At 61.2% G+C, this 13,298-nt stretch carries 13 protein-coding genes and 1 pseudogene; 9 read left to right on the top strand and 5 right to left on the bottom strand.

The window, feature by feature from the left end; translation table 11 throughout:
- Nucleotides 1-276: 276 nt before the first annotated feature.
- The 3 genes and pseudogenes from R3P95_RS08765 (at nt 277) to R3P95_RS08755 (ending at nt 2,077) form a co-directional block, all read left to right on the top strand.
- Complete coding sequence (locus R3P95_RS08765; protein ID WP_317548069.1) at nt 277-537, top strand: cupin domain-containing protein; 261 nt, start codon at nt 277-279, stop codon at nt 535-537.
- 390 nt (nt 538-927) lie between these two features.
- Complete coding sequence (locus tag R3P95_RS08760; RefSeq protein ID WP_317548067.1) at nt 928-1,179, top strand: hypothetical protein; 252 nt, start codon at nt 928-930, stop codon at nt 1,177-1,179.
- Nucleotides 1,180-1,403: 224 nt separating this feature from the next.
- Nucleotides 1,404-2,077 (top strand): annotated as a pseudogene (locus R3P95_RS08755) (Crp/Fnr family transcriptional regulator).
- Between the two features lie 179 nt (nt 2,078-2,256).
- Here the strand turns inward: R3P95_RS08755 and R3P95_RS08750 are convergent.
- Entirely contained in the window at nt 2,257-2,955 is a 699-nt protein-coding gene (locus R3P95_RS08750; protein ID WP_317548066.1) for a hypothetical protein, read from the bottom strand.
- A 200-nt stretch (nt 2,956-3,155) separates the two neighbouring features.
- On the opposite strand from R3P95_RS08750, the gene R3P95_RS08745 reads away from it, so the two are divergent.
- Nucleotides 3,156-3,638 (top strand): hypothetical protein, encoded by a 483-nt coding sequence (locus R3P95_RS08745; protein WP_317548065.1) that lies wholly within the window; start codon nt 3,156-3,158, stop codon nt 3,636-3,638.
- Nucleotides 3,639-3,653: 15 nt separating this feature from the next.
- Here R3P95_RS08745 and R3P95_RS08740 read toward each other — a convergent pair whose 3' ends face one another.
- The 3 genes from R3P95_RS08740 to R3P95_RS08730 all read right to left on the bottom strand — a co-directional run bounded on the left by R3P95_RS08740 (nt 3,654) and on the right by R3P95_RS08730 (nt 6,897).
- On the bottom strand, nt 3,654-4,544 hold the full coding sequence (locus R3P95_RS08740) for a 5-methylcytosine restriction system specificity protein McrC (RefSeq protein WP_317548064.1): 891 nt from the start codon (nt 4,542-4,544) through the stop codon (nt 3,654-3,656).
- Between the two features lie 177 nt (nt 4,545-4,721).
- On the bottom strand, nt 4,722-6,518 hold the full coding sequence (locus R3P95_RS08735; protein WP_317548063.1) for an AAA family ATPase: 1,797 nt from the start codon (nt 6,516-6,518) through the stop codon (nt 4,722-4,724).
- Between the two features lie 250 nt (nt 6,519-6,768).
- A complete protein-coding gene (locus tag R3P95_RS08730; RefSeq protein ID WP_317548061.1) occupies nt 6,769-6,897 on the bottom strand; it encodes a hypothetical protein in 129 nt (42 codons plus the stop codon).
- A 328-nt stretch (nt 6,898-7,225) separates the two neighbouring features.
- On the opposite strand from R3P95_RS08730, the gene R3P95_RS08725 reads away from it, so the two are divergent.
- Both R3P95_RS08725 and R3P95_RS08720 read left to right on the top strand, forming a co-directional pair.
- Entirely contained in the window at nt 7,226-7,378 is a 153-nt protein-coding gene (locus R3P95_RS08725; protein WP_317548290.1) for a cold shock domain-containing protein, read from the top strand.
- Nucleotides 7,379-7,605: 227 nt separating this feature from the next.
- Entirely contained in the window at nt 7,606-8,787 is a 1,182-nt protein-coding gene (locus R3P95_RS08720; protein WP_317548289.1) for an acetyl-CoA C-acyltransferase, read from the top strand.
- A 108-nt stretch (nt 8,788-8,895) separates the two neighbouring features.
- Here R3P95_RS08720 and R3P95_RS08715 read toward each other — a convergent pair whose 3' ends face one another.
- Entirely contained in the window at nt 8,896-10,182 is a 1,287-nt protein-coding gene (locus R3P95_RS08715; RefSeq protein ID WP_317548060.1) for an MFS transporter, read from the bottom strand.
- Between the two features lie 198 nt (nt 10,183-10,380).
- Between R3P95_RS08715 and R3P95_RS08710 the strand changes: the two genes are divergently transcribed.
- Genes R3P95_RS08710 through R3P95_RS08700 form a run of 3 tightly spaced genes read left to right on the top strand, consistent with a single transcriptional unit; the run spans nt 10,381 to nt 13,251 of the window.
- Complete coding sequence (locus R3P95_RS08710) at nt 10,381-11,175, top strand: enoyl-CoA hydratase-related protein (protein WP_317548059.1); 795 nt, start codon at nt 10,381-10,383, stop codon at nt 11,173-11,175.
- Nucleotides 11,175-12,311: an acyl-CoA dehydrogenase family protein gene (locus tag R3P95_RS08705; protein WP_317548057.1), complete on the top strand. Its 1,137-nt coding sequence runs from the start codon at nt 11,175-11,177 to the stop codon at nt 12,309-12,311. Before R3P95_RS08710 ends, R3P95_RS08705 begins: the two co-directional genes overlap by 1 nt.
- Nucleotides 12,312-12,351: 40 nt before the next feature.
- Complete coding sequence (locus R3P95_RS08700; protein ID WP_317548056.1) at nt 12,352-13,251, top strand: SDR family oxidoreductase; 900 nt, start codon at nt 12,352-12,354, stop codon at nt 13,249-13,251.
- The last annotated feature ends 47 nt before the right edge of the window (nt 13,252-13,298 follow it).

Genomic DNA, 13,298 nt, shown 5'->3' with positions numbered 1-13,298 from the left:
GAGACTCAAAGCTTTCCTTGTCCCGTCCGGACTTCCCCCTTCGGAACACCTCGACACCCATAGTTGATATTTCAACAGTGCGTGTTTACGGTCAAGGTGTCGATGAACGACATCGACACCGGCACGGACGACCGCGGGCATATCCCCGCACAGGAGCGAGTTCGAACCACTCCCAGGTGAACACAATCCGCGGGGTACCACCGGTGATACCGAAAGCGGCGGGGAGACAACCACTCCCGTCGAGGTTTCACCGTCGCAGCCGGGGAGGGCGAGCGGGTGTGGTTCGTCGCCGACACCATGATCTACAAGGCAACCGCCGAGAACACGGGTGGAAGCTTCGCAGTCATCGAATGCATCACCACCCCCGGCGGTGGCCCGCCCCCGCACATCCACACCAACGAGGACGAGTTCTGGACCGTTCTCGACGGGACGTTCGAGATCACCATCGGCGGCGCGACCCACGCCGCCGGGCCGGGTGACTTCGCGTTCGGTCCTCGAGGAATTGCCCACAGTTACCGCACCGTCATGACACGTTGACGGGGCTGTTGCCCAGGAACTTCTTCAGTGCAATCGGCGATGCAAGATCCGGCTCACATCGGTTGTGGAGCAACAGTCGACGAACGGCGCGCCTCTTGTAGCGGTAGCCGCTCGCTGCGGTGAGACTGCTCGGGCACGAGGCTGGCTAGTCTGCGTCGACATCATGGGATAGGCATCTGGAGTTGCGTTCGGTAGCTCAACGGTCGAGCCGCGAATCCTGCAGACGTCGTGGTGCGTTCCGCTGGAAGTCAGTGTTCGCCAACACCGACAGCGCCACTGAGATCGCTACGCGCTGGTTTACGTTCGCGGCGACGATCGCCATCGTTCAGTGTGCGCAGCTGCGGCGGGTCGGCACGTTGTAGTGGCGGGTGTCTCTGTTTCAATACGGCAATGAAAGAACCTGAAGATGTCACAACGCCAGAACCTCGTGTTGGTGACACTGTCCAGGTTCGACGCCCAGGCGGCAGCACTGCAACGGGCACCGTGATCGAGGACTTCGCCGACTACACACTCACCGGGAATGCGGTGGGACGTGAATGGGCAGTGCCGCACCGCTGGGCCGTCGCCACGAACGAGGGAACACTGATCTTCGTCGACGATCCCGACATCATCGAACACAGCCGCGGGCCATCCACACCGTGAGCTGATGAAGGCACCCGAAGCAGCAGCGCGCCTCCATCTCACCATCTGAAGCGTTGTCCACACTTGCCGCATGACGATTGCCGCGGACGTACATTGAACTGTCCGTCAGCAAATCTCCGATTTCACGGCAGACGGCGCTGGCGTAACAGCGTCGCCACCGTGAAATGAAGAAACATGCATCGACGTGGGTAAGCGAACCGACATCGAGAGCGAAGGAGGGCAACGTGGACGAGGTACTGCTACGGGCAGGCATTTTCAGGGGGTCGAGCCCTCTGCAGTTGCAGCATTGACCGAACAACTCAAGCCTGTCGATTTTCCCCGGGGGCACGTGGTGTTCACCGAAGGCGATCCGGGCGACCGGCTCTACATCATCGTCTCCGGCAAGATCAAGCTCGGTCGCCGATCCCCGGACGGCCGCGAGAACCTGCTGGCGATCATGGGACCGTCGGACATGTTCGGTGAGCTGACGATCTTCGATCCGGGCCCGCGTACCTCCACCGCCGTCACGGTCACCGCTGTTCGTGCTGTCAGCATGGATCGCATCGACCTCAAGGCGTGGATTGATCGGCGCCCCGACGTTGCCTACCAGCTGCTGCGAGTGCTGGCTCGACGCCTACGCCGCACCAACAACAACCTCGCCGACCTCATCTTCACCGACGTCCCCGGCCGCGTCGCGAAAACGCTGTTGGAGCTCGCACAACGCTTCGGTGTCCCCGAGGCCGGGTCGGTGCGCGTCACGCACGACCTGACGCAGGGAGAGATCGCCCAACTTGTCGGTGCCTCACGCGAGACCGTGAACAAAGCGCTCGCTGACTTCACCCACCGTGGGTGGGTGCGAGTGGAAGGCAAGAGCGTGCTCATCTCCGACCCTCAACGTCTCGCCCGAAGGGCCCGCTGAACAGAGGCCAGAGCCACGACTAAAACCAAAGTTGTCGTCGCCTTTTTCATTGTGGAGCCAGCAGTGAAACCCAGGTCGACCAAGTGTCAGAGGCGAATTTACCGCGAAGCGCCAGTTACCGCACCGTCACGAAATCTTGTCATAGGTGCTGCGTAACCCTACTTTCGTAACTATTTGGGCTACACGGATCTTTTGTCGGAAGGCGAAGTGCGGTTGCCGGGGACGTCGATCAGCACGACATGCCGAGCGAAGGCGTCGCCAGGAACGGTGACAGTGGTGTGCTCGAACAGCGATACAAGGTGCGGGTGCGCCCCGGTCGATGGGGATGCGTTAGTGCGAAGCGCAACTAGAAACCCGACCCGGGCATCGGTCGCCTGATAAGTGACGGACTGGTTCACGAACGCGAGCTTGTCCGCTAGCGCCTTTTTTGTACCGTCGAGTTTGAGCTCCATATATATACTGAATGTGCTGTATTTTGCCCGAATATCGACGCGTCCACCTCCTATGCTCGGGGTCTCCATTTCCACACGTGAGCCGAGGGATGAATATAGGAAGTCGAAAAGATCTTCATGTAGATCGTTCTCGCTAGCATCTGATTTGAAGAGGTATGGTTTCCGGTCAGCCTGGGCATTTTGGCGGCTTGCAACGAATCGGACCATTAGTAGGAGTAGCTCATCGACAGCAATCTTCACGTCGGTAACGTAATCCGGAGATGACAATAGGTTCGAGGACATTTTTGACAGGACCTCGTTCTCCATCAAGGAGACTTGACGGGATATCGCCTTGTTTTCCACTGCTTCACTGAGCTTAAGAAGCATTTTTTCGTCGAGTTTCGCGAGTTCCTCCGCCTCAGCTGTGCCACTGCCGAATAGCCCCACGTCACCGCTTCGGACCGGGTATGTGACAGTCTTCGTCGTGAGATCTCAGCAGCGCCGTTCAACTGACCGACTGCCGGTGGTTCGGGGTGCGCAGCCCCGTACGACGCGCTGGAGGATAGTTCGGGCTTCTTGCTCGCCCTACCGAGCTACAGGATTCACCTCTGCACGAAATAGCGCCTGATCGAACAGAATGGATAGATGTGAACCGTCTGAAAGCCGCAGCAACTGTTGCCGCAGCCGGTGTACTGCTCGTCGTGACGGGTTGTTCATCCGACTCCTCAGAAGACGACGGTGCGTCGACGGTGACAGCAACTACTACCTCGACCGAGGCCGCGCAGCCGGTTCCGGCAGTAGCAGCCAGCACAGCCGAAAGCGTGTGTGCACAGATCGAAGACGCCGGGATCGGCGCGAACTGTGTTCGCGGTGAGGGAAATGGACTGGCTCTGGCGGCGACCGAGGTCTACGACTTCGATCTTCCATCCGTTCCCGGCGAAGGCGGTGCGGTCATGGCATTCGATGATGTCGACCTGTACCGAAAGACCGTGCAGAGCTACGAGGATGCCGCTTTCCTGGCCGGCCCTCACCGCTACGGATCGGAGCCAGCCTTGATCTTCGTTCAAATCAATGAGGGGATGTCACCGAGCGACGGACAGAAGGTCAAGGGAATCGTCGACGCGCTATAGGTCCCCGGCGCGCCGTCACTCGGTTGCATAGGCCGCGTCCGTCGGCGCCCAGGGATCGACAGCGTTCAGGAGCCGGGCTCTAATCTTGCCCGCCGACGCAGCCAGATCGACGGTGACGAAACGGAAGCGGTGCCCCTGGACGACGGCCGATTCGTCGAAGTGGTGACCAACGGTCGGATAGAGCAAGACACCTTCCGCTGGCCTGCCCAGTTCGTCGTGGACGCTCTGGGACTGGACGTAAGCGTAGAGCTGAAAGACGTGGCTGCGGTCGAGACGGCGGGTGCCGTGAAACCCCGGCTTAAGGGCGTCGGCGAACTTGGTCTCGACGATGATTCGCCGGCCCTCCCGTTCAATGTCGGTGCGCATGGTGGGCAGCATGGCGAGCATTCCCGGTGTGGGTTCGGAGGCAGGCCATTTGCGATGGGTCTCACCCGGAGATACGCGCCATGTCGATGGCAGCACCGTGCGGTAGAAACCGCGGACGGCGCGTTCGAACAGTGCTCGGACAATTGCCGCGTCGCGTTCGGGGTCGCGGCCGGCGCGTCCGCCTGCTTCTTCGGTGGGTATGAGCATGTTCAACAGCAACGACGCCGCGGCGACAGCTTCTGCGTCGTTGCGGTCGTTGCGGTCGTTGCGGTCGTTGCGTACGGAGGCGGTGGCGCGCCAGGTCGCGGAGTCAGCTTGCACACCGTATTGCGCGAAAGTGCGCGCGAGGACACGCGCTCGCTGTGCAGTGGTCGCGTCGTCGACAACCCGGCCGGTCCAGTGAAGCGCGGTCAACAGAAGGCGGTTGCGGGCGGTGTCGACTGTCAGGTCATCGAAGGTGCATGCCACCTTTCCCTGCGCGAGCAGCATCCGCGAGTCCGTGGTCAACGCGTCGATGCGACCGCGTACACGCGTGCGCACCGCATGTCGCTCACGGTATGTGTGGCCAAGTGGGCGTAGTAGTCGCCGCTCGACGGCGGTCGCCGACCATTCGCTGGGGACTGTTTTGTTGATAGAGCCTCGAGGCGCACAGCATCAGCAGCCAGAGGTTGCGCACAGGAATACGGTGCACTCCACTGGCGATGGTGCCGACTTCTGTCACCACGGCTCTACGAGCAAGTCAGCTTCACTTTCCGCCGCGGCGGAGTTGTCGAACCAGTACTCCGCCAACAGAGGCCGGATCTCTTGATCGATGATACTGCGGAGCCACAGATGCGGGTCGTCGATTACGGGGCCGTCCGGGGATGGCGTGAAGAAGCTGTGGCCGATGCGGTACTGCTCCCCAAGTTCTGGTGCGTCGGCGATACGCTGATTGAGCGCAGTGAGTCGACCTCTTAACGCATCGACGAACGAGGCGTCGACGCCTCGGGCGATGACCCAGTCGCGCCATGCGTCGTTGAACCTCGGCTGGAGATCCGCGAAGGCGAACCCGACGACGGAGCGCGAAATCCACGATGCCAAGGACCTGTCGGCCACATTCATTGTTCCGATCAGGTACAGGTTGTCGCGGATGTACACCAGGTCGTCTCCGGGCTTGGCGTACGCCAGCTTGAGTGCTTCGGATCCTTTTCTCTTGTCCGCCTCGAGCAATGTCAACAACTCACCCATCACCTGCGCCAAGTTGGCTCGGTTGATCTCCTCGATGACTAGGACGTGCTTGGTGTCGGGCTGACTTCGGGCAGCCTCGATTACCTCGAGGAAATAACCGTCGGTGAGTGTCAGCCGTCCGTCGTCGCCCGGTCGCCACCCGCGGACGAAGTCTTCGTAGGAGACGGTGGGATGGAACTGAACGGCGTGAATCAACGACCGGTCTTTCGTGCCCATCAGCGCGTATCCGAGACGTTTGGCGAGCCAGGTCTTGCCTGTCCCCGGTGGGCCTTGAAGAATGAGATTCTTCTTGCGCCGCAACGCCTCGATATAGCTGTTGAGGTCATCGCGGGAGGCGAAACAACCTTCGGCGATGATGTCGGCGACCGAGTAGTCGTCCTCGCCTGGCAGTTCCTCGGTGGTAGCGCCGTCGTCGTTCGGTGCGAGTGCCGGCTCCTGTTGGCCACCGAAGTACTTGTTCGCCCAGTACGGGGCTGAGAGGAACGTCGCGTAGTCCTGCTCCTCCTCCTCGAACGCGAAACCGATGAGAGCGCGAGACTGCCAGGAGTCGGGCTTGATGCCCCAAACGGTATTGCGCGATGTCCAGAAGTACCAGTCCTCGTCCGGGACGGCCGCCGGCGCGTCCCAGGCGACGGATACCTGGTCGCCATCGCCGGGGTTGTCGATGATGGTGCCTGTGGCTCGGATTGCCATCACCGACGCGGTCTGCGCTCCGATGTCGAAGGGGAGGTCGTTCTTTCGCGTGAACGCTGCTTTGATGGCGATACGCTCACCCTGTTTCATTGATCTGATCGCCGTGGCGTATTTGTGAGGTTGCTGCGCCCGCCACAGGCCGTTCGATACGAACTCTGGTGTTCGGTCCATCGGCGGGCCGCCGTCGACACCGAACATCGCTCCGACGAACCAGAAGGTGGCGAGATCGTCTGAATCGGTAGCCGCCGGCGCGGTCCGACGCGCGGGTTGATAGTTCTGGAACGCGGGGACCGCCTGCAGGTCGCCCTCGGTGATCTCGACCGGGTGATCGCGCAACATCTGCTGGCCAAACTCCGTGATGCGGGATCGACCGTTTGCCACTTTCTCGGCCGCAGCAGCTCGGCGAAGAAACGACAACGCCCAACCGATCCTGTTATCCGCTCGCCCTTGCCCGGAGTTCAACGTCTCCGCGCGTTGCGACGCTGTGAGACCGACACTGTCCATGACGGCAGGCTTGAGAGCGGATGTCTTCCAGGTGGACCCGTCACTGAGCACGCTCAGGACCGGCCGGGCGAAAGCGGGCCATGCTGGCACAGACGTGCCTGGCTCCGAATCGATTTCGGTCACAGCGATATTCGCTGCCCTGAAGCTTCGGAAGAGCGGCACGTCGAGACTCTGGAGGTGTCCATTCGGTCACCTTATCGCGGCGGCGGTGGCCTATTTCTGGAAAGTGACGGACGGCTAGGCGCAGTCCACCAAAACCGGTCAGTTGGGAAGCATCGAAACGATTGCATCGTGCGGGCCGTGCGGCAGTTACCGCACCGTCAAGGAACCTTGACGGAAATTATTGGTCGATGACGCGCCGGCGGGGGAGCTGCAGCTTCGCGTGCTCGACGCTGAGGGTGTAGCTGCGCTCGGGATGCTGAGAGGGGCAGCCGACTATGGGCACCTGCACCACAGCAGTGTGGCTCACCGTCTTTGAAAGTTGCCTCCAAGCCTCGGGTTTCACCGTCGACTCCATCAAAAGGTTCTCTTGCGCAGAGGCAATGGTCATAGTTCACCGCCTCGCGATCTTCGCTGGCAGGGCGAGGTCAGTAGAAAGTGCGTAACGCACCGAGCGTTTGCTACGGACAGCACTCAGGGCCGAAACCCGCGACTTGCCATCCGGCAGGATCGAGTGCACTCAAAGACTCGTCTCGTGCATTCTATTGGATCCGGGCAGGGTGCGGCATTCGGCCGCCCGCTATAGGTGCGGCGTCGATCATCTCGATTGCGGCAACGGGGAGAAGGGCTTCGGCTTCATCGAGCAGGAGGGCGGCGGAGCTGATCCGTGCGTCCATTACTCCGAGATAGAGGGGCACGGTTTTCGCAATCTCGATGGAGGTCAGCGCGTGGAATTCGAGATTGGTCAAGGCGTCAAAGGGCCGCAAGCAATTGGTGTTCGCATCCTCTAACGGATGGAACACGCACACAGGTAACGGTGTGTCGCAGGGTTGCGCGCGAGCGTGGCGGGCACTAATCCCGTCCTGAGCGGCAGTGCTGCTGGAATGTCGAGATACCCATTCAGTAGGTCGTCCTACTATAGTAGATCAAACCATTGCTATCTGCAGTTGGTATCGCTGGGTCGTCGCCTCTCTTTCAACGGCCCGGATCACGTTCCCCACCAACAGGAAGGATTGGCATGACGACTCGAACAGTTCTGGTGGCCGGTTCCCGCACTCCCATTGGAAAACTCGGAGGCAAACTAGCCTCCCTCAGCGCAGAACAGCTGGGCGCGCACGCGATTCAGCATGCACTCTCCCGTGCGGGGGTAGCTGCGTCGACAGTCGACATGGTCATCATGGGCAATGTCGTCCAGGCAGGCGTAGGCCCGAACCCCGCACGCCAGGCAGCGGTCGGCGCGCAGATTCCTCTGACGACGCCGGCTGTCACTCTTAACAATCTCTGCCTGTCCGGCCTTCAGGCTGTGATCGACGGTGATCGACTCATCAAAAGTGGGGAGGCGGACATCGTCGTCGCGGGAGGCATGGAGTCGATGACCAATGCTCCTCATCTCGTACGCGGTGCGCGAACTGGATTGCGCTACGGAGGCTCTCGTCTCGAAGACGCATTGGACGCAGACGCTTTGAGGTGCGCGTTCGATCAGGTGTCGATGGGTGAATCGACGGATCGTTACGCGCGAGCCGAGGTCATCGGCCGCGCGGACCAGGATGATTTCGCAGCGCGATCGCACCGGCGAGCGGCCGAAGCGACAGACGACGGCACTTTCACCGACGAAATCGCACCTATCGACGTGCACACGAGGCGAGGACCGGTCACCATAACGAACGACGAGGGCATCCGTGCGAACGCGACGCCTGATGCACTGAGTGCTTTGCCGCCCGCTTTTGCCGAAGACGGGACCATCACTGCGGGCTCGTCTTCGCAGCTGTCAGATGGGGCTGCAGCGCTGGTGCTGATGAGTGAAGCAAAAGCAACCGAGCTCGGCCTGCAGTGGCTGGCCGAAATCGGTCCATCTGCATTCGTGGCCGGACCCGACACCTCACTGCTGCATCAGCCGTCTAGAGCGATTATTGCGGCGGTGAACAAGATGCCGGGCATGAAGGTCAGCGATGTGAGCGTTATCGAGATTAACGAAGCTTTCGCGGCGGTAGCGTTGGCGTCGATGGCCGATCTTGGACTATCAGCCGAGCGGGTCAACGTGCACGGTGGGGCAATTGCTCTCGGTCACCCTGTCGGAATGTCAGGTGCACGACTCGTTCTGAGCCTGGCCTTGTCGATGGTTCGTCGGGGAGACTCGGTTGGCGCGGCCGCCTTGTGTGGTGGAGGTGGGCAAGGGAATGCAGTCGTGCTGCGGAGATGACCAGTAGCAGGCGGTCGCCGTCGTAAGCGGTGCCGATGCGAGGGGATGGCCTCATCCCGCCCCGCCGGAAAGACCTGTAATCGAAACCGGCGGGGCGTGCATGATCTTTCAGGACGCCCGTGATGCGTGCTCGACGTCGCTGCCCGTCTCGATCCTGTTGTGGTCCAGCGTGAATCGGTAACGACCCATTCCGAGAAGACACGCGATGCTGACAAGTACCATCACCACGATCGGCGCGATTCCGGCTGCGTACGACCCGGTGGCTCCGTACACCTGGCCGAGGAGGAAAATGCCGAATGCGGAACCCATTGCGTAGAGGAAGTACACGAATCCCAACACGCGAGCGTAAGAATGTTTGGGGAAGTACCGGCTCGTCATGTAAGCAGCCACATCGCCCTCCGCTCCGAGTGCGAGGCCGATCAACACCGCGCCGGTGAGCAAGACCGCGGTCGCTGTGGACGACATCAAGAGAACCACTCCTACTGCACACAGCGCGAAAAGCACCGAACCGATGAAGGGCGCGAAGACGCGATCCAGCAGAAACCCTACGAACAGACGCGCGATGACGGAGGACAGGCTGAGCACCGACAGGATGACGACTGCCGATTCCTGCGCGATGCCTTTGTCCGTGGTCATCGGCACGATCTGAGACATCAGACCGAACGTCGCGGACGACACCAGGAAGATGGCGACCGACAACAACCAGAACTGGCGATAGTTTCGAGCTATCGATATCAAGGACTCGCCTGCTACTCGGCCTGCGTTGCGGGCATGTAGTCGCTCTTTTTCGTGTTCCGGTGGCATCCGGGTGACGAACGCATAGACGCTGACCGGGATGACCGTGCATAATGCGCCGACGACCAAAAACGCTGCACGCCAACCACTCAGGCCCACCAGCCAGTTGGCCAGATACGGCATCAGCACACCACAGGCTCCGAGTCCCGCCATGAGTACCCCCAGCGCCATCCCACGGCTGTCTCGAAACCAGGCGCTGACGACCGTGGCATGGGCGATCGGGTTCAAAGCTCCAGCCCCGGCCCCGATGACGACACACAGCGCGAAGAACAAAGTCTGGTTGTCCGGCAGCGCAGACATCGCCATCAGTCCGCCACCGAATGCGATGACCATGGGGATCGTTGGGACCTTGGGGCCGTACCTGTCCACGAGAAGGCCGAGAAGCACGATGCTCACACCCACGAAGACGGTTTCGATCGAAAGCCCGTTGGTGATCACGCTGCGTTCCCAACCGAACTCTTCCGACATCGGCTTACCGACGATGTTGAACAGCACGTTCACCGTGGTCGTGCCGAACAACAGCGTAAGGAAACCTGTTGCGGCATACCACCACCGATTGAGTTGGCGCGGCGAGGCTGCGGACGGGACGGTGGAAGTCATACCTGTCTCCTTGGTATCGAGGTTGAAGGCATAACACCATAAGGACTGACCAAAGTAAATGGTTTCCCTTTTATCAGTCATGGCCGTCCGGCCCTTGCCTTCCGGCAACCCGCCGGACTACGCTTTCGTAAATGGTCAGGCCAATGACCGAGGACTGAAGCGGGTGCTTGCCCGTCACGCGAAAGGACACCGAACTCGATGGCCGAATTCACCGACATCACCTACGAGGTCGATAACGGACTTGCTTGGATCACGATCAATCGTCCGGAGCGCTACAACGCATTCCGGGCACAGACGGTCGACGAGCTCATCCTCGCCTTCAAACTCGCCTGGGCGAGCAGCGAGGTCGGCGTCATCGCACTCACCGGTGCCGGCGACAAGGCATTCTGCGCCGGCGGCGATCAGAAGCAGCGGATGGAGACCGGCGACTACGGACCCTCCAACAGCGGCCTCTTCGAGGTCGAGGCACTGCACCGAGTTCTTCGTGACGCCCCCAAGCCGGTAATTGCTGCCGTCAACGGTCTGGCGATCGGAGGCGGCCACGTTCTCCACGTGCTGTGTGACCTCACCATTGCCGCAGACACCGCTCAGTTCGGTCAGAACGGGCCACGAGTGGGATCGTTCGACGCGGGGCTCGGATCCGGCTATCTCGCACGCGTCGTGGGCGAGAAGAGAGCGCGCGAGATCTGGTTCATGTTGCGGCGATTGTCAGCTCAGGAAGCACTCGAATGGGGTCTGGTCAACAAGGTCGTGCCAGCCGCCGAACTCAAGGCGGCAGTGCGCGAGTGGGCGGACACCATGTTGGACTTCTCCCCCACTGCACTCAAGGTGCTCAAGCAGTCGATGAACACCGACACCGAGCACTTCATCAGTATCGGGAGCATGGCGTACTCGACTCTCGAAATTTTTGGTGAGACGCCGGAAGCCCGCGAAGGTATTACCGCCTTCAACGAGAAGCGCAAGCCCGACTTTCGGCCGTACCGAGGCCAGTAGTGCAGTTCTCCACGGAACAACTCGAGTTCGCGGCTGCAGTGCGGAAGTACTGCAGCCGCGAACTCGCGTCGGTAGCCGACCGAGACCGCGTCACTGACGGGGGAACGCTTTCGAACAGTCCCGGGGTCCTCCGGGACCTGGCACGTCAGGGATGGTTGGGCGTGTCCCTTCCCGCTGAATACGGCGGTGGCGGAGCAGGTTTCGTGGACGAGTGCGTGTTCATCGAGGCGGCCGCGCGCGGGCTGGCCCCGATCACCGGATATTTCACCGGACTTACTGCCGCCCAGACCTACCTGAAGTGGGGTACGGATTCACAGAGGCGGACCGTCGTCAGCAATCTCGTCAGCGGTCGCCTTGAGGCAATCGCACTGAGCGAGCCCGGTTCTGGATCGGACCTCGCATCGCTGCGCGTGACGGCCCGCCGTGACGGAGATCGATACCTGGTCGACGGACAGAAGACCTGGATCTCGGCAGCCCATGTATCCGAGCACATCCTGGTTCTCACGCGCGAAGACACCACGGGCAGCAAACACCAGGGCATGACGTTGCTGATGGTGCCCACCGACTCGGCGGGCCTCGAGATCCGTCCGATCGACACGATGGAACCCCACACCTGCAACGACGTCTTCTTCGACGAGGTCGAGGTTCCCACCAGCGCCGTGGTCGGGGTCGCGGGTGACGCGTGGAACCAGCTCATGCGCGGGCTCGCCATCGAGCGGATGATCATCGCGGCCATGAGTATCGGCGCTGCGCAACGGGCTTTCGACGACGTGGTCGCCTACTGCCGCGAGAGGAAACAATTCGGGCGCGCCATCGGCAGCTTTCAGGCTCTCCGACATCGAATGGCAGACCTCGCGACCAACATCGACATCGCCCGAGTCTTCGTCTACGACGTGGCTTCGAAGATCGACGCCGGTCTCGAAGACGACCTCGCCAAGGAGAGTGCCATGGCAAAAATGCGGTGCACGGAAGTAGCGAAACAGACGGCGCTCGAAGCCATGCAGATGATGGGCGGCTACGGGTATGCACGTGAGGGTGGGATGGAAAGTCAGGTGCGGCGCGCTCTGGCACCTCCGATCTACGGTGGCACCAACGAGATTCAACGCGAAATCATCGCACGACACATCGGGCTGTGACCGGTTCGCCGGCACGCACGACGAAACGAGGAAGCGAATCATGACCGACACCAAGACCTTCTCCCCGCATCTACTCGATGGCAAGCGGGTCCTCATCACCGGCGGCGGTACCGGTCTCGGCCGCGGCGTCGCCCGTCACCTGGTGAACCACGGTGCCGAAGTGCACCTATGGGGCCGTCGAGACTCGGTTCTGGCCGAGGCCGCAGAGGAGGCGTCCTCGTCGCGTCCAGGTTCGGTCTTCTACCACTCGGTCGACGTTCGTGACTACGAGAGCGTCGATTCCACCATGGAACGGATCTGGCAGGACCACGGTCCACTGACGTCTGTGGTGAACAACGCGGCCGCCAACTTCATCGCTCAAACCAAAGACCTGAGCCCGCGCGCCTTCCAGGCTGTGACAAGCACCGTCATGAACGGGTCGTTCCACACCACACACGCGGCAGGAAAACGGTGGATCGCCGAGGGACTACCGGGCAACGTGTTGTCCACACTCACCACCTGGGTGTGGACGGGATCTGCGTACGTAGTCCCCTCAGCCATGGCCAAGGCCGCCGTGCACTCGATGACAATGTCGCTGGCGGTGGAGTGGGCCAAGTACGGCATTCGTTTGAACGCGTTGGCCCCAGGGCCCATTCCCACCGATTACGCATGGGAGATGCTCAACCCGACGGACAAAAGTGCTGTGGGTGCCACCCAAGCCGATCAGATCCCGGCCGGCCGCACCGGCACCATCGAAGAACTCGCCAACCTGACAATGTTCGTCATCTCCGACGCGTGCGAATATCTCACCGGCCAGACCATAGCTATGGACGGTGGCCAGATGTTGGCCGGCCCGGGAACATTTGCGGGACTGACGAGCTTGACCGACGACGACTGGAGTCAGATCAGGGAGTCGAGCAAGACAGCGACTGCTTCGAGCAAAGCTCAACGCACCACCTGAAACCAGTACGACACAGGGGCCGCGCATCGACAGATGTGCGGCCCCTG

It is taken from the genome of Rhodococcus cercidiphylli (assembly GCF_033042225.1).
GTDB lineage: Bacteria > Actinomycetota > Actinomycetes > Mycobacteriales > Mycobacteriaceae > Rhodococcoides.
The sequence above is the reverse complement of the archived record's forward strand: the minus strand, read 5'-3'. Positions and strand labels throughout refer to the sequence as shown.